Raw genomic sequence first — 22,980 nt, forward strand, 5'->3', positions numbered from 1 at the left:
GTTTAGATTAATTGCTTTTTTATTGAGTTTCGTTTATTGAACGACCAATTTTATCATTTTTAAATTTTTAGCATCAGAACTACTGCCATAATAAACTTCGTATTCTCCAGAAGTGATATTCATTGCTCTGGTTTTAGCATCATAAAACTCAAATGAAGAAGCAGGTAAATTGATCGTTACATTTTGCTTTTCGCCTGCTTTTAACTCCATTCGTTTAAAAGCTTTTAATGTTTTTAACGGTCCGTCTGCGTCATTTAATTTTCGAACATAAACCTGAACAATTTCTGTTCCGTCACGTTTGCTGGCATTTTTTATTGAAAAGTTCAGCTGTGTATCTTCATTCAATTTTATCTTGTTCTTACTTAGATTTCCTGCCTGTATATCGAATTTAGAATAGCTTAAGCCAAAACCAAACGGAAACAAAACATCTGTCGTATAACGATACGTACGCCCTTTAAGAGAATAGTTTTCGAAGTCGCCTAATTTATCTGAATTTTTATAAAATGAAACTGGAAGTTTTCCCGCTGGATTATAATCTCCAAAAAGAACATCGGCGACAGCCTGACCTCCCGATTCTCCCGGATACCAAGCCTGTAGAATTGCATCACAGCTTTCTGTTTCCGGCGTTAAAGCAATGGCAGATCCTGAACAGTTTACAAAAATTACTTTTTTACCAGCTGCTTTCAGTTCTTTTAAACATTTTCTCTGTACGGCAGGAAGTTCAATATTGGTTCGGTCGCCGCCTTTAAAACCGGGAAAAGAAACAGGCATTTCTTCTCCTTCCAGTAAAGTCGAAAGTCCGCCTGCAAAAATCACGATATCAATACCTTTTAGTTTTTGAATTAAACCTTGAAAATCGATATCAAACTCTTTTCCAAAATCAAATTCTAAATTAGCCTGCCAATCGTTTGACTGGGCAAAAAGAATTTCGATTTTATATTTTTTGCCTGCTTCAACTGGAAATTGGATTTTGGCGGGAACAGTACGCCAGTTGGTATACTTTGCTATCGATTTTCCATCTACAAATAATTCAAAAACTCCGGTAGCTCCGGTTTTAAAAACAAGATTTTCAGTTTCTTTAGCTGTAAATTCGGTTTCGTATTTTGCCGAAAATCCTTCTAGTTTAACTCCCGAAGCAAATTCATGCTGACCTGCTGTGGTCATTTTTATAGGATTTAAAATTTGCTGCGAAACAACACTATTCCCTTCTCTATTCGGATTATTCCAATAAGTGGCTTTCATTCCTTTTTTTCCTTCAAAAGAAAATTGATCAAAATAAGTATCCGTTACTTTATCTTCGACTAAATCACAAGATTTATCGTATAGGACTTTATTTGCAGTGAGTTTTGTTTCAATTCCATTTTTAATCGTAATCGTTTTATTGGGGGTTCCGTTATAATTTCCCCACAACATGGGTTCATTATCGGCATTTGATCCAATAACGGCCACTTTATTGATGGCTTTATTTAAAGGAAGAATATTGTTTTTATTTTGTAAAAGCGTCATTGATTTTTGCGCCATTTCCAAAGCTAACTGCTGATGTTCTTTACTGTTTAGCACCGTTGCCGGAATTTTAGTCCAAGGCACAATCGAGTCATCATCCATTTCGCCTAAATCAAAACGACCAATTAAAACACGAAGCAGACTTTTATTGATTTCTTCTTCTTTAATTAAATCTTTATCAACGGCTTCGGATAATTTTTTAAAAGAGTATTTATCCCAAACGCATTCAACATCAGTTCCTGCCAGTACAGCTTTTGATGCGGCATGCACATCATCTGATGAAACTTTATGGGTTGTATAAAAATCTGTAACGGCGCCGCAATCTGAAACTACCAGATATTGAAATCCCCATTCATCACGAAGAATTTGCTGTAAAAGTCTTGTATTACTACAGCAAGGTTCGTCGTCTAAACGCTGATAAGCACACATTACTTGTCGAACATCGGCTTCCTGTACCAACGCTTTAAATGCCGGAAGATAGGTTTCGTATAATTCACGTGGATTTACATTGTTCAGGTTTAATTCATGTCTGCTCCATTCAGGGCCGGAATGAACGGCAAAATGTTTGGCACAAGCCAAAAGCTTTCGGTATTTTGCATCTGCTGGTCCCTGAAGCCCTTTTACAACCGAAACTCCCATTCTTGAAGTAAGATAAGGATCTTCACCATACGTTTCCTGTCCGCGTCCCCAGCGTGGGTCTCTAAAAATATTGACATTTGGTGTCCAGACGGAAAGACTTAAAAAGCGTTTGTTTTCATTTCCGTTTTGTATCCATTGATTGTATTTTGCACGGCCTTCATCTGAAACTGCATCAAATACACGAAAAACCAATTGATCGTCAAATGAAGCTGCCATCCCAATGGGTTCTGGAAAAACGGTAACATTATCATTATTAGCATAACCGTGCAGGGCTTCGCTCCACCAGTTGAACTTTTTGATTCCTAATCTGGGTATCGCATCACTTTGGTCGCACATTAAGGCTGCTTTTTCTTCGAGCGTTAATCTGGAAATTAAATCTTCTGCACGCTTTTTAGAACTAAGCGACGGATCTTTATAGGGATACTGCTGTGCGTTTAAATTGAAAAAGCATAGTAAACTTAAAAGATATAGATAATTATTTTTCATGTTTTTTCTTTTGATTAAAGATTTTACTCTTAGTTTATCATTTAATTTTTATTGTCAAGATGGAAATAATCAAAATCAACATAACCTCCTAAATCTTTCTCTGCATAATTAAAAAGACCAAATCGATAGCCCATAAAATGAGGAAGCGTATAGGGCAGTTTTATTACGTTTCCTATACCAATCCATTCTTTTCCATCCAGACTATAGTAAAACCGGCCCAAATCTGCTTTGTCTTTAAAATTGCATGCTGCTTTAAAATAGATTTTATTTCCGGTTAAGGGAACGCTTTGAATTTCTTTTGAAATGCCATCTATGGTTTCAACCATGACAATTCTTTTTGATCCATTTTCGGCTTTTATGCCAACCAGACCAAAATCTTTTTGAAGTAAAGAAAGCCCTGCAAAATCACCTTCTTTCATTTTAAAAACTTCCAGCAGAGTTATTCCTGAACATTCTGGCCCAAACGTTCTTTGTGTGAGCGTATTTTTAGCCTGGGTAAAAGTGTTTGTTATCGAAGCTGTTTTTAATCTTAAATAACCTTTTCTTTCTTTAACTGACCAAAATGAATTATCTGGATTGTGGTTCCATTGCCAGACTAAGGGCAAATCGTTGTCTCCTTTCTTTCGATTAAAATCATCTGAATTCACAATTCCCGGAATTAATCCTTTACTTTCAGGTAAATCTAAATATTGGGGCACTTTGTTGTTTTCGCCCAAAACTGGCCAGCCGTCTTCCCATTTAACCGGAACAAAATACGGAATACGTCCTACGCCTCCGTAGTCTCTAAATAAGTACGAAAACCATTTTCCGTCTGGAGTATCAATTAAACCTCCTTGTGCGACTCCTAAATCCTGCAAGCCAATCTTCCCTTCCCATGGTCCCGTAATTTTATCGGCTCTGTGAATAAGCACTGTGCGCATTCCGTTTTTTGGCCAGACAATATTAAATAGATAATATTTACCTTTTATTTTATACAATTGAGAACCTTCTGCGCCAAGCATAATAGCATTTCCTGCCGGACTGCTGGCATTTTCGATTAAAACCTGATTTAACCCGTTTTCTTTTATTCCTGATAAATCTGACTTTAGTTCTTTGAGAAAAAGTTTACCATTTCCATAGACCATATAAACGCTGGCATCATCATCAAACAAAATACTGTGATCGTGATATGCCGGACTAAAACTAATTTCTTTCCAAGGTCCTTTTTCGATATCTTTTGTCGTGTATATATAAGTCTTTCCGGTAGTCTGGGCAAAAGTGGTTACATAAAATGTATTGTTGTGAAATCTAATATTACTTGCCCAAGAGCCTCGACCATAGTTGTTTTTGTCATTATCCAGATTTAGTTCGTCTGTATTTCCTAAAGTATTAGAAGCATAATTTATTATTTTCCAGTTAATTAAATCTTTTGATTTCATAATTGGAACGCCCGGGCTCATGTGCATCGTCGTACTGCTCATAAAATAATCACTGCCAATTCTAATGATGGACAAATCAGGAACATCTGCAAAAATTACAGGGTTCTGTGCTTTTTGTGCAGCTAATGAAATTCCAAAAAACAGTAATATGACACTTAAATATTTTTTCATCTTCTTTCTAACTGAATTAAAAACCTTTACACTTTCCTATTACTTTCGGACACTGGTTATCTTAAAAAAAAGATTTCAATTGAATAACAATGGGGCAAACTGAAATAAATCGTGTCTCCATACCGGCCAGGTATGCCCGCCCGGATATTCACTGTATTTATATTTAACTCCCATCTCGTCGAATTTCTTCATCATTATTTTACAATTTTCATAAGCGATATCTTCTTTACCGCCCATTGAAATCCATAATTCTCTAATATTTGAATTAATTGTTGCTGCATTGTTTTTCATAAATTCATATTGAGGTTCTGATAAAGCTGTATTATTGGCCCACCATCCTGAACTAAACACACCAATACTGGAAAACATATCTGAATTTTTAATCCCTGCATAAAGTGTCTGCAATCCTCCCATCGATAAACCGGCCAGCGCTCTGTTTTTAGGATCTTTTGCTGCTTTAAAATTACTTTCTACAAAAGGTATTGCCTCTGTTTTTAATTCATTTTCAAAAGCTTTAAGTGCATTTTCATTGAAGCCTGCACTTCCTGCTACATTTCCGTCAAGCATTACAATCAGCATTGGTTTTGCTTTATTTTCGGCTATTAAATTGTCTAAAATTAAATTCGCTTTACCTTGAGAAGCCCATCCTGTCTGATCTTCACCTCCTCCGTGCAATAAATATAAAACCGGATATTTTTCGCTGGCATTTTCATAACCGGGCGGTGTGTAAACATACATCTCACGCCACGAATTGGTTACTTTTGAAAAGTACTGTTTGATTCTTACCTCTCCATGCAGAACATTTTTTAAGGCATAAAAATCCCCTTCTTTATTGGGAATTTCAATACCGCTTGCCATACGTCCCATACCATAAAATGATTGACTTGCCGGATCAGCCACCGCGACACCATCAATAAGTAACGAATAGTAATTAAATCCCGGATTTATGACATTAGTTGTTACAGTCCAAAATGCTTCTGAATCCCTTACCATATCGTATTTTTTGCCTAAATCAATTTGTAATCTTGAGGCTTGCGGGGCTTTGATTTTAAAAATAACCCTGTTATCCGGTAATATTTGAGGATATTCAGCTTTACGGATATTAGTCTGGGCAGGATTGCCTAAAATGGTATATGCTGCAAATTTTGACTGATCGACTGGTTTAAATAAAAACTGTGAAAACATGTATAAGCCATTTTTCCATACTTTAAAATCATGCACTCCCGGTTCGATATAGTAAATATGAGGCACATTATTTTTGAATAAGTAATCGTGTGTACGTGAGCTGTTTTCTATAAGCCAGTCCTTATCGCCGCATGAAATCCAAAGCAGTTTGAGTTTCTTTTTTGCTTCTTCGGGGTTAGGCAGTAATTCTTGTGGCAGCTTTGTATTTGGTGCGGCCGAAAATGCTCCTACCCAGGCAAACTTATCTAAATTCCCTAATCCGAAATTCAAAGATTGTCCGCCTCCCATCGATAAACCGGCAATGGCGCGGTGTTCCCTGTCTTTTAAAACCGGATATTTTTTTTCAATAAATGGAATTAAATCCTTTAAAAGATCCTGTTCAAAAACGCTGAAAGCTTTTACCTTTTCCGGTTCCATTATATTTCCTGTAGCGCTGTCATCTTTCATTGCCCTTCCATTTGGCATCACGACAATCATAGGTTCAATTTTTCCTTCGGCATAAAGATTATCTAATATAACCTGCGGATTTCCTCCGTTCAGCCATTCTTTTTCATCGCCTCCTATTCCGTGTAAAAGGTATAAAACAGGATATTTTTTCTTTTTATTGAATCCCGGTGGTGTATAGATTGTAGCTTTTCTAACGGAACCTACCGTTTTAGATTCGTAAGTTACAGTCTCGATTTTTCCTTGTTTTGCATTTGGGTCAGCCACATCAAATCCAAGTGGAGCCTGAACTATAAAAGACTCTTTTCCATTAGATAATGCATAACCGGATAATGATAACATTTTTTCAGCGTAACGTCTGCCCAATTCTCTGTAACCATCCGCATTAAAATGTAGAAAATCAGGTTCAGCCTTACATCCTTTTGAAGAAATAACATAGGAATTTGGTATAACCTGAGGCAGTTTTGCAATTATTGCATTCATACTGCCGCATTTACCGTTCTGATCTTCATTTACGGTTTCTCCAGAAAGTAACGGTACTTTTTTAGGATCGAGATTTAAGTCTTTTATTAAATTATCATATACAATTTTTACTTTTTTGGGCCAAAGCGTATCACCTGTATTCGACTCTCCCTGATGCAGTAAAATACCTTTTATAACACCAGTTTTCTGCGCAATTTTTGCCATTGCTACTAATCTTGCATATGGATTTCCATCGTATTCTTTTACAATGTTTTTTAGCCAATCCGGAGAACCTGCAACATACGTTTCAAAATTATCTTTATCAAAAAGTTCTATTTTACAGCCTCCAACAGCAACATTTATAACGCCAACTTTTATTTTCTCAGGAAGATTAGATATCATCGTTCTTCCAAAATAGTCTATTGGAGTAAGTCCGGTTGTACATCTGCACAAAGGCGGAACTGCTGTATACCATTTTCCCATTTCACGTCCCATTTCAGGACAGTCGACTGCAGCTAAAACCTGAAAACGCGGATTAACATTAACTTTATCCTGCGGTTCAATTTTAGCGTAACCTTCCATATTGGATTGTCCTAAACTCAAATAAATATGAAAATCTGAATCTTGAGAATATCCATTTTGGACTATTAAAAAAAGAATTACGAATTTTAAAAACCTGCTTATTGATTTCATTATTTACAAATTTGTTTTTGGTTTGAAGATTTAAAAATGAACAACTATTCCGGATGCGCATCATTGACAGCCGTAGCATATAAACCGATCAATGCTCCGGTAAAACCTCCGGCGATATTGGTTGAAAGAATATCTCCCGAAACTGCTCCGCCTAAGTTTTCAAAATCAACGCCGTTGGCAGCATAACTAAATTCATAGCGGTCTCCTTTTGCTTTTACCTGCAGACGTAATGAATTTGTTATTTTGATTTTAGCACTTGCTATAATTTTTGATTGTCCTTTTTCTGTTCTTTCTAGTAAAATAAAAGTATCATTTCCTTTTTTTGTGATTCCAAATACATAATTAGAACGCTCATTCTGAAGACAAACAATACCGGCTAAATCCTTTTCTGACTCTGGTTTGTAATCAACTGTGGCAGTAAATGAAAATGTGTTGTGCTGCTGTCTGTAAAAAAGTGTAGAAGTGGGTTTAACTTCTTTAATGTTTACTTCAAAAGGTGTTATTTCTAAGCCTTTTTTAGTCTGTAAAATAAAGTTTTCGCGCGGACCTCTTAATCCAATCCATCTGTAATCTAATTTTTTTGAAGTAAAGTTTTCGGTAAACGTGAAATTTCCGTTAGGAAAAAAACCATCTTTTCCTGTTTTATTTGTAACTCCTGTCGGCATTTTTAATTTTGGCTGCATTGGAATTAATCCGTTTTCAAAAACAGGAAAATCGCCCGACCAGTTTACAGGCAGTATAAAAGTTTCTCTCCCTGTATTTACCCTGTTTTGATTATTTGGGCGAATGCCTAAAAAAACGCCATAATATTTATTATTCGGGCCTTGAATTAAATCAGCATGACCCGTCCAGTCTACTTTATTAGTTCTGTCTTTTGGAAAATAACGCTGGGTAAGTATCGGATTATTTGATGCGGGTTTAAAAGGCCCTTTCGGATTATCACTTATAAAAATAACTTCGCTATGGTTGTCTCCTGTTCCGCCTTCGGCACACATTAAATAATATTTCCCGTTCTTTTTGTATAAATGCGGCGCTTCAATCCAGATTGGTTTTTTAGAAAGATCTACTCCTCCGTCTACAATAATTTTATCAGTTCCGGGAATTACTTTATCTGTATTAAGGTCGTACTCCCAAACTTTTATAACACGATGTCCTTCATACAATTCTTTTCCTTTATCCGGCGCATCATTATGAACAATATAACCTTTGCCGTTATCATCAAAAAAGATGGAAGGATCGATACCGCCAAAGTCTAATTTTATAGGACTTCCCCAGCCTTTCACAGGATCTTTTGTCTTCACAATAATATTTCCCAGTCCGCCGGAAAATGCGGTCACAATCATATAGAAGGTATCATTATGCGGATTATAAGTAATTCCGGGAGCATAAACGCCTTCGCTGATTCCCGTATTATGCGGATTAAACTCTGAAACATTATTTAAAACTCCGCCCAAATCTGTCCAGTTTACTAAATCTTTAGAGTGAAAAATAGGTACACCGGGAAACATGGCGAATGAAGAACAGACCATATAATAATCATCGCCTTTTTTTGTAATAGCAGGATCAGGATAACAGCCTTGTAAAATTGGCGTATAAAATTCATCTGGTTTTAATGGGTTGTCGTTATAAACCTGATCGTCACCAACATAACTAACATTAGAAAAAACAGCGGTTTTTTTAGCCTGTGTTTTTTTCAGATTCGTGCTTTGAGCTGTTCCTTCAAAAAAACATAAAAATAGTACTGCTGTCAAAAAAAAGATATTCCTTTTAATCATTTTGTATACTCTTTATTTATTAGAAAATATTAAAAGCCGGGAGAATGCCTCCCGGCTTCAACTAACAAACTCAAAACCAGTATAAGGTAACTGTAAGATTAACACTCATTACTATAATTAAATTTGTTATATAAGTTTAAATAATGCCTGAATTTTAATAACCGCTCTTCAACGATTTATGATAAAAATGTTAATCCTAAAATTGATTTAAATAAAGTCAGAAACCGACTTATTCAATAAGTGTATTTGAAACAAATATAACAAAAAACAAATACAACACAATCGGTTGTTTAATAATTTTGTTGACGATATTTAAAAAATAAGCTTTAAAAAAATAATTAATTAAATTTTTAAGTGAAATATTTAAATTATATCCAAATAAATATTTCACGAGAGATACTTAGTTATGAAATATAAAATGATCTTTTAGAAATTTTAATAAAAAAATAAAAACACGCTGAAAACATCTAATTTGAGAAAAACTAAATAAAAACATATTTTTAAACAAGTTATTTCGTATAATTTACTTAAAATTTGTTTCGTTTAAAAAACAGGAAGCAATTACAACAGAGATAATAGATTCAATAAAAACAAATTAAACAATCGGTTGTTATAAATATTAAAAAGCAATTATTTTTTTGTGTATACAAATTAAAACATGAAATATAAAAACGCTTTCACTTTTGCTAAATAGAATTCCTTTTTTTGTTTTTATCCCTTGTAAAGGCTATAAATACAACATTTCTATCATATAATGCTTCAAATCTATTATTCTAATTAATACTGCAAAAACTACATTTACAACCTTGTATTCAAACTATCTAGTATAAAACCAAAAACACAATGATGAAAAAACAAATTAAAAGATATGCATTTTTAGTGCTGATCGTTTATGGAAACAGTTATGCTCAAACCAAAAAACATATGGATGCTAATAAACCTATTGAAGACCGCATTACACTTTTGATGAAAGAAATGACATTAGAAGAAAAAGTTGGACAAATGAATCAATACAACGGTTCATGGGATGTTACCGGTCCAAAACCGGAATCTGGATCTAATGAAGAAAAATACAATAATATAAAAAAAGGCTGGGTTGGTTCTATGCTTACCGTTCGAGGCGTTAAGGAAGTTAAAGCCGTACAAAAAATCGCTGTTGAAGAAACCCGTCTTGGAATTCCGCTTATTTTTGGTTTTGATGTAATTCACGGTTACAAAACCCTAAGCCCTATTCCGCTGGCAGAATCTGCAAGCTGGGATTTAGAAGCTATTAAAAATTCGGCTCGTGTGGCTGCGCTTGAAGCTTCGGCTTCAGGATTAAACTGGACTTTTGCACCAAATGTTGATGTTGCTAATGATGCACGCTGGGGAAGAGTTATGGAAGGCGCTGGGGAAGATCCTTATTTAGGAAGTAAAATTGCTACGGCAAGAGTTAAAGGTTTTCAGGGCGAAAAATTCGATAATAACTCCATTATAGCTTGCGCCAAGCATTTTGCCGCGTATGGTTTTGTAGAAGCCGGACGTGAATACAACAGCGTTGATATGAGTAATTCAAAGCTTTATAATACCGTATTACCGCCTTTTAAGGCAACTGTTGATGCGGGAATCCGCACTTTTATGAATTCCTTTAATACGCTAAATGGAGTTCCTGCAACCGGAAACGTATTTTTACAAAGAGATATTTTAAAAGGTGCATGGGGTTTTAAAGGTTTTGTAGTTTCTGACTGGGCTTCTATTGGCGAAATGATTACACACGGTTACGCTGCTAATGCCGCCGATGCCGCTAAAAAAGCAGCCATTGCAGGTTCTGATATGGATATGGAATCTAATGTTTATGTGTCAGAATTGGTTAAGCTGGTAAAAAACGGATCGGTTAAAGAAAGTGTGATTGACGATGCTGTACGCAGAATTCTTCGTGTAAAATTTGAATTAGGTTTATTTGATAATCCGTATAAATATTGTGATGAAGACCGTGAAAAAGCAAACATTGGCAGCAAATCTAATAATGACGGCGTTTTGGACATGGCAAAAAAATCAATTGTTTTATTGAAGAATGATAAAAACCTTTTGCCTTTAAAAAAATCAGGAGCTAAAATCGCTTTAATCGGCGCTTTGGCAAATGATAAAAATAGTCCGCTGGGAAGCTGGAGAATTGCTGCAGATGATAATACAGCCGTTTCTGTTTTAGAAGGAATGCAGCAATATAAAGACAACTCGTTAGTGTATGAAAAAGGAACAGATGTCGCTGTAAATAAGCAATCCTTTTTAGACGAAGTAAAATTGAATACGACTGATTTTTCTGGATTTGAAGCTGCAAAAACAGCTGCAAAAAATGCCGATGTTGTTGTAATGGTTTTGGGTGAAATTGGTTTTCAAAGCGGTGAAGGACGAAGCAGAACTGAATTAGGTTTACCTGGAAATCAGCAGCAATTGTTAGAAGAAGTTTACAAAGTAAATCCAAATATCGTTTTAGTTTTAAATAACGGACGTCCGTTGAGTATTCCGTGGGCTGCAGAACATATTCCTGCTATTGTTGAAGCGTGGCATTTAGGAACCCAAACCGGAAATGCAGTTGCACAGGTTTTATACGGAGATTATAATCCAAGCGGAAAACTGCCAATGTCTTTCCCAAGAAATGTAGGCCAATGCCCTATTTATTACAATTTATACAATACCGGAAGACCAACAGATAAAGATCAAAATGTTTTTTGGTCGCATTATTCAGATGTGGAAAAAACACCTTTATATCCTTTTGGTTACGGATTAAGCTATACTTCTTTCGCTTATAAAAATTTAAAAATAGCAAAACCTTCTTTCCAAAAAGGAGAAAAAATCGAAGTTTCTGTTGATGTAACCAATACAGGAAATTTTGACGGAAAAGAAGTTGTTCAATTGTACCTAAATGATCCTGTTGCCAGTATTGTAAGACCTGTTAAGGAATTAAAAGGTTTTGAACTTATCGAATTAAAAAAAGGAGAAACTAAAACAATTCATTTTACCTTAACCGATAAGGAAATTGGTTTTTATGACAACGATGGTAAATTTTTAGTTGAACCGGGCTTGTTTAATGTTATGGTGGGCTGGAATTCAAATGAAGGACTTACGACTAAATTTGAACTAAAATAATTAGAAAAATCTGTTTTTATCAGCGTTTTCGCTTTAGCGAATCAGTAAAATCAGCGTCTAATTTTGACGCGGATAAAACAGATTTACTTCGTAAAGACGCAGATAAAAACGGATTTAATTAACAATAATTTTATTTTTTAAAAGCTTAAGCCAATGCCATTGTCCGAAGCATCTGGATTTATTCTTAAGCAAACAACCTAATAACCTGAGTACGATAATACCTTTTTAAGGTTAATCGGCTCAGGTTTTTTTGGTGACAGGCTAAATTTCTATAAAAAAGTAAAGGTTCAATTTAGTTTTATTAATATTGTTTCGTATATGCTTAAAATAAAATCAATTGCAAATTTTATTTTCAATTAAAATTGACCAATAACCACATTAAAAATGCAAATGAAAAATATCCAATATATTCTTGTATGCTTCTTTTTGCTTACAAACTGCCTGTTTTCACAAGGCAAATTTGACAGCTATCAATTTAGAAGTATACAGGAAACTACTTCAAAAAGAGCTGTTTCTTCTATCATTCAGGATAACAACGGTTTTATCTGGATTGGCACAAACGGCGCTGGTTTGTACCGATATGACGGCGTAAATTATTTTGGATATAAATATGATAAAAAACCCGGCTCTGTAAACAGTAACTTTATTTATACCACTTTTATTGATTCTAAAAATAACCTTTGGGTAGGAACTGATGAAGGTTTGTGTTTGTACAACAGAGATTTAGATAATTTTACCAAAATCAATATTGAAGATGTAATACGAAAAGGATACAGCGAACCTATTACCGTAAAAACAATTATTGAAGACAACAACGGCAATTTATTCTTAGGCGCGTATGGTTTCGGATTATTTAAATTGGATACCAAGACTTTAAAAGTAACTTTAGTTCAGTCAAAAGTTTTGGAAAAACCTAATTTTCTAATAAAATCTTCGGTAAAAAATAAGCAGGGTATTATTTATTTAGGAACCAGTTACGGCCTTTTAGAAATTGATTTAAACGGAAAAGTAAAACAGGTTTACAAAGATAAATTTAAAAGAGAACCTTTACTGGACGATATAGAAAGTCTTGTTGTAGACCAATTTGGATATATCTGGCTGGGAACAACAGAAAACGGCCTTATAAAAATTAAACCTGAAACAGATAATTATCAATTTGAAAAATACGCTATTACCAAAAACAAAATATTATCGATCGTAAAAAGCAGTCTGGATTACATTGTTTGCGGTACTGAAAATGACGGATTACTGGTTGTAAATTATAAAGGACAAGTACTTAAAAAATACCTGCACAGTAAATACAATAGTTTCAGTTTACAATCTAATTCTGTCTGGTCGTTATACGAAGACAAAGAAAAACGACTTTGGTTAGGATATTTCAATAAAGGACTTGGTGTTTTTGATAAACCGAATAACAAATTCAATTCGCTTGAATCACTTGTTAATAATGATAATTCTTTACAAACCAGTTTTGTAACTTCTGTTATAAAAGATAAAAAGGGAAATTTATTAATAAGCAATGAAGGCGGCGGACTTGATATTTATAATCTTACCGATAAAAGTTATATTCACGTTAATCAAAATAATCAAAGCTATTATTCTGGTTTAGATGCAATTGATATTCAAACGATATTTATAGACAGCAAACAAAATATCTGGATAGGAAGCTGGGATCGCGGTATTTACTTTTTAAAAAATGGCACTACCCGATTCATCAATTATAATACAGCCAATACATCAGGATTAACATCCAATCGAATTTTTAGTTTTTCGGAAGATTCAAAAGGGCGAATCTGGATTGGAACTTTTATAAAAGGGCTTCATTATTATGATAACAAAACCAGCACATTTGTGCATTGCGACTCTAAACCATTTGCCGAAAATGCTTTAGACAATGCTTTTATCCGTAAAGTTTTTGTAGACTCTGATAATGTGCTTTGGGTTGGAACAATTTTAGGGTTATATCAGGTAAATTTAAAAGACGAATCGAATTTTAAAGTCACAAAAATGCGCGATGCCATGTTCAGCGGCATTAATAAACACAACAGTATTCAGAGTATTTTATCTATTTATGAATCTAACGATAAAACAATTTGGCTAGGAACTGACGGTCAGGGATTGTTTAGTTACAATAAAAAAAATAAAACATTTTCTAATTATGATGATTTTCCGGGTTTTAAAGAGAAATCTGTTCGTGCCATAATTTCAGACAATAACGGTTCTTTATGGGTAAGCGGCGGATCTGGTTTAACAAAACTTGATTTTAAAAATAAAAAAAGCACCAATTTCAATAAAGATGATGGTCTTATTGACAACGATTTTAATAATAATGCCGTCTTTAAAGATGGAAATGGAGAATTGTATTTTGGCGGTTATGAAGGCGTAAATTATTTCAATCCTAACGAAATTAAAAAGGCCGAAAAAGCTCCGAGATTATATTTCAGTGATTTTAAATTATTCAACCGATCTGTAAAACCAAATGAAGAAGCTTCGCCTTTGACCAAAGTAATTTCGCAGACTAAAGAAATCACGCTCAACTACACACAATCGGTTTTTACGATTGAATATGTGGGAATTAACTATAATTATTCTAAAAAAAATCAATACGCTTATTATCTGGAAGGTTTTGAAAAAGACTGGAATTATGCCGGAAATAACAGAACGGCAACCTATACAAACCTTGCGCCGGGCAATTATACTTTTAAAGTAAAATCGGCCAATGCAGATGGTTCCTGGAGCAATAATCAATTAGAATTAAAAATAAAAATCCTGCCGCCGTGGTGGAAAACCATTTGGGCTTATTTAATCTATGCCTCTATTTTAATTTTCCTGATTATATATCTTAATAAGATTTATCAAAATCGCTTTAAAGCAAAACAGGCAATCATTTTAGAAAAGGAAAAAACAATTCAGTTAGAAAAATTGAACAATAAAAAATTACAGTTCTTTACCAATATCTCGCATGAATTCAGAACGCCTTTAACGCTGATTATTAATCCGCTGGAAGATATTTTAAAAAGTAAAAAAATATCTCCCGAAATACATAATAAATTAAAAATCGTTCACAAAAGCTCTGACAGACTTTCCAGACTGATTAATGAGCTTATGGATTTTAATAAATTAGAGTTCAATAAAATTTCGCTTCAGGCCAAGAAAATTGAAGTTGTAGCTTTTACCGAAGGGATTATTGGATATTTTAATGAAGAAGCCGCAGCCCGAAACATTAAAGTTAATTTTGAGTCATCACAAGATGAACTCGAAGACTGGCTCGATCCTAAAATGCTGGAAAAAATACTGTTTAATATTATTTCCAATGCCTTCAAATTTACACCGGATAATGGTTCGATAACTATTGCTATAGATACATCTGAAACAGAAAATGCTTTGATCATTTATGGAGAAAAAGTTCCTTCATTCTCTATAACTATTACAGACACAGGATCTGGAATTCGAAAAAAAGATTTAAATAGAATTTTTGACCGATTTTATCAGGTTAATAATGTCAATAAAGATTATTACGGCAGCACCGGGATTGGTTTAGAAGTTGTAAAACAATTTATTGAACTGCATAAAGGAAAAATTGAAGTGGAAAGTGAAGTTGGCGAAGGCACAAAATTTAAAGTAACATTTCCTTTAGGCAATTCTCTTTATAAGAAAAATGAAATCGTTAATGAGGTTTTCAAAATAGAAAAAAACAAAAACCAGTTTTTATTTGAGCCTGTTAAGAATCAAACAGACGAAGATGATTTTACAACCGAAATCATTGACAATTCTGAAGAAGAAAAGGCAAAATCATATACAGTTTTGATTGTTGAAGATAATCCTGAATTAAGAAATTATCTAAAAGAAGAATTAAGCAAATCATACAAAGTAATTACTGCCGAAAATGGTAAAAAAGGCTACGAATTAGCGGTACAGAAATTACCGGATTTAATTATTACAGATGTTATTATGCCGGTTATGGATGGGCTGCAATTGTGTAAAAACATCAAAGGAGATTTAAAAACAAGTCACATTCCGTTATTAATGCTTTCGGCAAAAGCAATGGTAAAAGATAGATTAGAAGGAATCGATTCTGGTGCTGATATGTATTTGAGCAAACCATTTGAACTGGATATTTTAAAATCAAGTCTGGCACAGCTTATTACAAGCAGACAAATTATGTTTAAGAAATTTTACAGCGGCATCACCAAACAAGGAAAAGATAAAACAACTTCGCTGGACAATGATTTCATTCAAAAAATTCTGCATTTCATCAATGAAAATATCAGCGAACCAGAATTGACGGTAGAACTTTTATCTTCAAAAATTTACTTAAGCAGAAGTCAGCTGTACCGAAAAATAAAAACCTTAACTGGCGTTTCTGTTAACGAATTTATTCGAAATGTACGATTGGAAAAAGCAAAACAGCTCATCGAACAAGGCAACAATAATATTAATGAAATAAGCTATAAGGTTGGGTTTACTTCTCCTTCCTATTTTGCCAAATGTTATAAAGTGAAATACGGTCATTTACCTACTCAGGAAAAAAAGACAAAAGAATAAAACTATACAAAAACTAATTACTAAAGAGCTTCGGTTTAAAACTGAAGCTCTTTTTTTGTCAGTCAATTTTTTCAAAAAACGCAGCTTTTAACTTCCAATAAAAATCAACATATCAAAAATATTCCTGTTCTTTTTTAAACAAACACTATTTTTTAAGTGAAAATTTTAGCAATACCTCAGCACTTGTTTTTCTGCCGAATGCGCTTATTTGGCTTATAATAAGGGTTCAGATGCTTTTTTTGCATCATTTGTTGCACAATATGCAACATCTGTTCTACAATACAACACCTCTACAATTTACTTTCGTTAAGAAATATTTAAGAAAAAAATCTTCCTGCCAAAACTCAAAACAATCAACCGGCAGAAGATCAAAATTTTAAATATTTTTCAAAAACTTAACGATTAACTAATTATTTCAATTAAACTAACAACCAAATTTTATGCAGAAAAGAACATTAAAAAAACTATTGTGCTTAATAGTATGTATGTGGGGAAATTTTTTCTACGCGCAAACTGTTAAAGGTAAAGTAACATCTGGCGGAGCCAACCTTCCGGGTGTTAGTGTAATAGTACAAGGAACAAAAAACGGAACGGTTACCGATTTTGACGGAAGCTTCGTTTTAAACAATGTAGAACCAAAAGCGTTGCTGCTTTTTAGTTATGTAGGATATAAAAATTTGTCAATTCCGGCAGATACAAAAGCAATTATGCAGATCACGATGGTAAACGATCTGGAGAAATTAAATGAAGTAGTCGTAATTGGATACGGAACTTCAAAACGAAAAGATATTAATGGAGCCGTTTCTTCTATCAAAGCTTCGGAAATTCAGGACAAGCCTTTTGTATCTATCGATCAGGCGCTCGTAGGTAAAGCTGCTGGTGTAAACGTTACTCAAAATTCAGGAACGCCGGGAGGAGGAATTTCGGTGCAGATTAGAGGAATTACTTCTATCAACGGAAATGAACCTCTGTATGTTATTGACGGAACTCCGGTTTTTGCAGATAAAAACAACGAAACCTTTTCATTCAGCGCATTGGGCGGAGGAAACGGACAAACTAAAAACTCGGCTTTATCTGGCTTGAATATTTCAGATATTGAAACTATTGACATCTTAAAAGATGCATCGGCAACGGCAATTTATGGTGCAAATGGTGCAAACGGTGTGGTTTTAATTACAACTAAAAAAGGAAAGAAAGGAAAATCAAAATTTGCCTACGAAACCTATTTAGGAACTCAGGAAATAACTAATACCGTTGATGTTTTAAACTTACCTCAATATGCTAAATATCAGGCAAAAATTTACAAACTAAATGGCGAACCAGTTCCTTTTCAATATCAAAAACCAGATTTATTAGGAAACGGAACCAACTGGCAGGACGAACTTTTTAGAACGGCTACCATGTACAATCACCAATTGTCATTTTCCGGAGAAAAAGAAGGAACACGTTTTTATACTTCTTTAAACTATTTTGATCAGGAAGGAATTGTTTTAAATTCAGATTTCAACAGATTATCGATGCGTTTAAATGTTGATTCTAATGTAAAATCATGGTTGAAAATTGGTAACAGCTTATCTGTAAGTAAATCGTCTCAGCAAGTAGTTCGAAACGATGACCGAGGCGGATTAGTAATGAACGCTCTAAGACAATCTCCGGAATTACCGGTTAGAACCCCGGATGGTTCTTATGCAGGACCAACAACAGGTTTAGGATCTTCGGCAAATGAGGCAACAAACCCAATTGCTTTGTCTGAATACAATAATTCAACTACAGAAAGATTTAAAATCAACGGGAATTTATTTGCTGATTTTACGCTGATCAAAGGATTGGTTTTCAGAACCGAATTAGGATACGATTTAAACTTTTCAAAAAGTGCCACTTTTGCCCCAAAGTATACTTTAGGAAATGTGTCTGAACTTTTAAACAAATCTTTCAAACAACAGGATCAAAGTTATTACTGGAACATCAAAAATTATTTAACGTATAATAAAACCATAAACGACAAACATAACTTTACTTTCTTATTAGGTCAGGAAGCGCAGGAAAGTCGATATGAATATATCAGCGGTTACAGAACCGGAGAGTTTTTAAACAAAGATTTTACGAACTTAAACATTGGTGATATTGATACGGCATTGAACGGAAACGGTTCTGGAAGATGGTCTATGTCATCTTATATTTCGAGATTAAACTACAGTTTTTCTGATAGATATTCTTTCTCTGCTTCTTTAAGAGCCGATGCTTCGTCAAATTTTGGCCCAAATAATAAATGGGGTTATTTCCCTTCATTTTCGGGAGGTTGGACAGTTAGTAACGAAAAGTTCTTTGAGCCTTTATCAAACAGCATCAATTACCTAAAATTTAGAGCAGGTTACGGTTTGGTAGGAAATCAAAATATTCCGGCAAACAGATACCAAACTATTCTAACATTGCTTTCTTCTCCTTTTGGAGGCGTTTCACCAACAATTGACAATTTAGGAAACCCAGACATTAAATGGGAATCTCTTAAATCTTTCAATGCTGGTTTTGAATTGGCAATGCTGAACAACAGAGTGAAATTAGATTTTGATTATTACATTAAAAATTCATCTGATTTCTTAACCAAACAAATCAACGATGAATCCAATCAAAGTGCCCTTAATTATTATTTAAATACGGGTGAAATTGTAACAAAAGGAATTGAGCTTACGCTGAATACGAGAAATATTTCAACAGAAAATTTTACTTGGGACAGTACCATTATCTTTTCAAAATACAATAACGAATTAACAAGCTTTCAAGGCGAAGGAAAATCATTATTAGGAAAAGTACAATTTGATTTATATACCGTTACCAGAACTACAGAAGGTGAACCAGTTGGACAATTTTACGGATATGTAACGGATGGTTTGTTTAAAAATGCTGCAGAATTAGCTGCAGGGCCAACTCAGGAAACAGGAACCGGAATTGGAGATATTCGTTTTAAAGATCTTAACGGCGATGGAAAAATTGACAGTAAAGATCAAACTGCTATAGGAAGTGCAATTCCTGATTTTACTTATGCATTTACCAATAATTTTAAATACAAAAACCTGAGTTTATCTGTTGTTTTAACCGGAAGTCAGGGCAACCAGATTTACAACTTTACACGTCATTATACAGATGGAATTTATCCGGGATTTGGCGATAGATTCGGAAACGTAAGCACGCAGGCAATGCACGCTTTTGAACCGGGTGTAAACGAAAATACAGATGTGCCAAGAATTACACTTAATGACCCAAATGGTAACGGAAGAATTTCAAACCGATTTGTTGAAGATGGTTCTTATTTAAGAATTCAGAATGTTTCGTTAAGCTACGATTTGCCAAACAAAATATTCGATAACTCTTTTATCTCTAAAGTAAGATTGTATGTAAACGTTCAAAATTTATACACGTTTACAAAATATACCGGCTTTGACCCTGCTCTTGGAAATTTAGACCAAAATATAACCTTAAGCGGAATTGATTTAGGACGTTATCCTGTGCCAAGAACGACTTCTGTTGGAGTGAATTTAGAATTCTAAGATTGATAAAAAACACATTTAACTTAATGATTCATACTCATTAACATAAAAATATAGTTATGAAAAAACTTTTTAAACTTTTTATGATGGGAATGCTGATACCATTGCTGTCTTTATTTTCTTGTTCAGATGACTTTTTGGATGCTCCATCTGAAAATCAATTAACACCAGCCGATTTGCCCGAAGGAGTTACCGCTTTTGACGGAATCGCAGAGAGTTTGTACTTTAAACCGTGGTTTACTTTTAATGATAAATTCCTGATTGCCGTTGGAGATATGTACGCTGGAAACGCTTTTACTTTTGACGGTGCTTATGCGCAGTTTAAAGATGCTCAGGTAACGTCACAAAACCCAATTTTGACAGAAGGATACGTTTCGTTGTTTTCGGTTATCGATCAATCGAATAATTTAATGAGTTTAGTTGAGGATAGAAAAAGCGAACTTCCCGAAGCATCTTATAAAAATGCAATTGCAATATCACGTTTCATGAGAGCAAATGCTTATTTCTATTTGGTAAGAACTTTTGGAGCTGTGCCAATTATCAACAAAGCAGGTTCTGCAGCGCAGCCAAAAAGAAACCTTGTTTCAGACGTTTATAAATTCATCAAACAAGATTTGGAATATGCTGTCGCAAATTTACCTGAAAGAGGTGCAAAAAAGGGATACGTTACTAAATATGCTGCGATGGGAATTTTGGCAAAAGTACACTTGACTTTAAATGAATATGGAGAATGTGCCGCTTTAACCCAAAAAATTATCGGAAACCAATACATTTTGATTCAGGAGTACGGAAACTTATTCAGCAGTCCGGAGAATAATAATAGTGCCGAAAGTATGTTCGCCTTACAATGGAAAGCGATTGCTACAGAATGGGGAACGCAAAACACTAATCAGGCTTATATCGTTCCGGGAGGTACTGGAATTACAGGCGGTGGCGACGGATGGGGAGTTTACCTTCCTTCTATCTCTTTACAAAATGGATTTGAACCAAAAGATACCAGAAAGAAAAGTACAATCATGACAGATGGTGATTTTTATCCTGAATTATTAAAAAATCAAGGCGGTTTCACCTATAAAAAAATATACTCTTCTACAGCGGCTAATTTCAGAAAATACATTGTAGGTTCTGCTGCCGAAAGAAACGATGTATTTTTTATGAGAACTTCACAAAACACTATCATATTAAGATATTCTGATATTTTATTGATGAATTCTGAAGCAATTTTGGCCGGAGCAGGTTCCACTACTTCTGCAGCTGCTTTAAGTTCTTTTAATGAAGTAAGAGCGAGAGCCGGATTACCTGCTAAAACGGTATTAACAAGAGATGAACTTTTTAATGAAAGAAGAATTGAATTTGCGCTTGAAGGACAGTATTTCTTCGATTTAAAACGCCGCGGACTTTCTGAAGCAACAGCAATTATTTCACAGCAGGAAGTTGGTTTTTATTCTGATGATGCCAGAACTGATTTGATTTCGAGAAAGATAACTCCGGGAAGCAACTACTTTGAACTGCCTTTACCGCAGTCTGCTATTGATACTAACCCATCATTATTAGAGCCTCCAGTTCCTTTTAACTTTAACTAACTTATTATGATCAATAAAATAAAATATACAATTCTAATTCTTTTCGCATTGACTGCTTTTACAGCTTGCGATAACGACGATGCCGTGACTGCAAACGTAGACGCAATGGTTGCAGAACCGGGGGATTTACTTAATCAGGCTTTTCCATTAAACAAAGTGAGAGTTGAAGGTAAAGGTTTAGAAGGATTAAAAAAGATTACGCTGGACAATAAAATTGACATCAGTTTCAATCCGAATTACAATTCAGATAAATCGTTTATTTTCACTATCCCTTTTGATGAAAAACTAGGAAGCCGATTTGGAAAACAGCCCATTACATTTATAACTGGAACGGGATCTCTAACTAAAGAGATTGAAATTTTACAGCCAGTTCCAACCATTACAAAAACAATTCCAGCAGTAGCAACTCCGGGATTTCCATTAGAAATTGAAGGTACTTGGTTTTATAATATTTCATCGATAACCTTAGGAGGAAAAGCGTTGAGTTATACGGTAAAATCGTCTTCTTCTGTTATCATTGGTTTACCTGTAAATGCCGTTTCAGGATCAGAATTAGTAATTACTACACCGGGAGGTGCTGCCAAACAAATAATCAATTTTGCTACAATCGTTTTGGTGTCTGATTTTGACGGAAATGGCGTAAGAACAGAGTGGACTTCTTATGGTGATATCGAAAGTTTTAATGCCAGTACTCCAGGCGGACCAACAGGAAATTACACCACATTAGTTTGGGGTGGTTCAAATGCAAATGGTTATAACGGAAGCAGCGCCGGCGGCGGAGCTAGTTTCTTAAGTGCATCAAATACAGATGCGACAAAAGCTTATATTGATATTGATGTAAGTGCCAATGTGGTTGGGGCAAATTTTGCCATTCAGTTAAATACGATCGACGGTGTAAACTATGGTTATAATTTTAAAATCACCGATGTAAACTGGACAACAAAAACCATCTCAATAGCTGATTTTAAAGACAATTACGGTTTTGGGTCAAACACCGCTGCTTCACTTAATGTTTCTAAAATTAATGAAATTAAAGTTGGAGTTGCTCAGGGAGATTCGCCGAATCCAAGTGCTATTAAATTTGATAATATTAAAATTCGTTACCAATAATTGATTGGTCTTTAATTAAAAAAGAGGCTGTATTTGAAACAGCCTCTTTTAAAAGTAAACTATATAACCCGTTGGGTATAATTATTTTAACACATAGAAACATAGATTTTATTTCTTAAAAAAGAGTATAAAAAGAAACATGTTTCTTACACATAGCACTCTATGTTTGTTTTAAATAAGGGAAACGCCTTTTTTAAGGCTTTGGAATCTATGTTCCTATGTGTTTAATTTTTTTATAATCCTAACAAAACGAACAAAGTAATCACACCCAACGTGTTATATAATAACAGAAACT

Annotated in this window: 9 protein-coding genes; 5 read left to right on the forward strand and 4 right to left on the reverse strand. The window is 34.4% G+C overall.

All coding sequences use genetic code 11. The features are described 5' to 3' along the window. Positions 1-33: 33 nt before the first annotated feature. The 4 genes from xyl3A to NLJ00_RS21545 all read right to left on the reverse strand — a co-directional run bounded on the left by xyl3A (position 34) and on the right by NLJ00_RS21545 (position 8,776). Positions 34-2,628, reverse strand: coding sequence for a xylan 1,4-beta-xylosidase (gene xyl3A / locus NLJ00_RS21530; protein WP_256635357.1), 2,595 nt, complete (start codon positions 2,626-2,628; stop codon positions 34-36). Between the two features lie 41 nt (positions 2,629-2,669). Next, the gene (locus tag NLJ00_RS21535; protein WP_256635358.1) at positions 2,670-4,217 is read right to left on the reverse strand and encodes a glycoside hydrolase family 43 protein; all 1,548 of its coding nucleotides are present in this window, start codon (positions 4,215-4,217) and stop codon (positions 2,670-2,672) included. Between the two features lie 75 nt (positions 4,218-4,292). Further along, positions 4,293-7,001 (reverse strand): alpha/beta hydrolase-fold protein, encoded by a 2,709-nt coding sequence (locus tag NLJ00_RS21540; RefSeq protein ID WP_256635359.1) that lies wholly within the window; start codon positions 6,999-7,001, stop codon positions 4,293-4,295. Positions 7,002-7,045: 44 nt separating this feature from the next. After that, on the reverse strand, positions 7,046-8,776 hold the full coding sequence (locus NLJ00_RS21545; RefSeq protein ID WP_256635360.1) for a glycoside hydrolase family 43 protein: 1,731 nt from the start codon (positions 8,774-8,776) through the stop codon (positions 7,046-7,048). An 846-nt stretch (positions 8,777-9,622) separates the two neighbouring features. Between NLJ00_RS21545 and bglX the strand changes: the two genes are divergently transcribed. The 5 genes from bglX to NLJ00_RS21570 all read left to right on the forward strand — a co-directional run bounded on the left by bglX (position 9,623) and on the right by NLJ00_RS21570 (position 22,685). Next, the gene (bglX, locus tag NLJ00_RS21550; RefSeq protein ID WP_256637488.1) at positions 9,623-11,902 is read left to right on the forward strand and encodes a beta-glucosidase BglX; all 2,280 of its coding nucleotides are present in this window, start codon (positions 9,623-9,625) and stop codon (positions 11,900-11,902) included. A 390-nt stretch (positions 11,903-12,292) separates the two neighbouring features. Then, a complete protein-coding gene (locus NLJ00_RS21555) occupies positions 12,293-16,447 on the forward strand; it encodes a hybrid sensor histidine kinase/response regulator transcription factor (RefSeq protein WP_256635361.1) in 4,155 nt (1,384 codons plus the stop codon). A gap of 440 nt (positions 16,448-16,887) precedes the next feature. After that, entirely contained in the window at positions 16,888-19,992 is a 3,105-nt protein-coding gene (locus NLJ00_RS21560; RefSeq protein WP_256635362.1) for a SusC/RagA family TonB-linked outer membrane protein, read from the forward strand. A 59-nt stretch (positions 19,993-20,051) separates the two neighbouring features. Then, entirely contained in the window at positions 20,052-21,575 is a 1,524-nt protein-coding gene (locus tag NLJ00_RS21565; protein WP_256635363.1) for a RagB/SusD family nutrient uptake outer membrane protein, read from the forward strand. A 6-nt stretch (positions 21,576-21,581) separates the two neighbouring features. After that, positions 21,582-22,685 (forward strand): hypothetical protein, encoded by a 1,104-nt coding sequence (locus NLJ00_RS21570; RefSeq protein ID WP_256635364.1) that lies wholly within the window; start codon positions 21,582-21,584, stop codon positions 22,683-22,685. Positions 22,686-22,980: the final 295 nt, after the last annotated feature.

It is taken from the genome of Flavobacterium panici (genome assembly GCF_024499525.1).
Classification (GTDB): domain Bacteria; phylum Bacteroidota; class Bacteroidia; order Flavobacteriales; family Flavobacteriaceae; genus Flavobacterium; species Flavobacterium panici.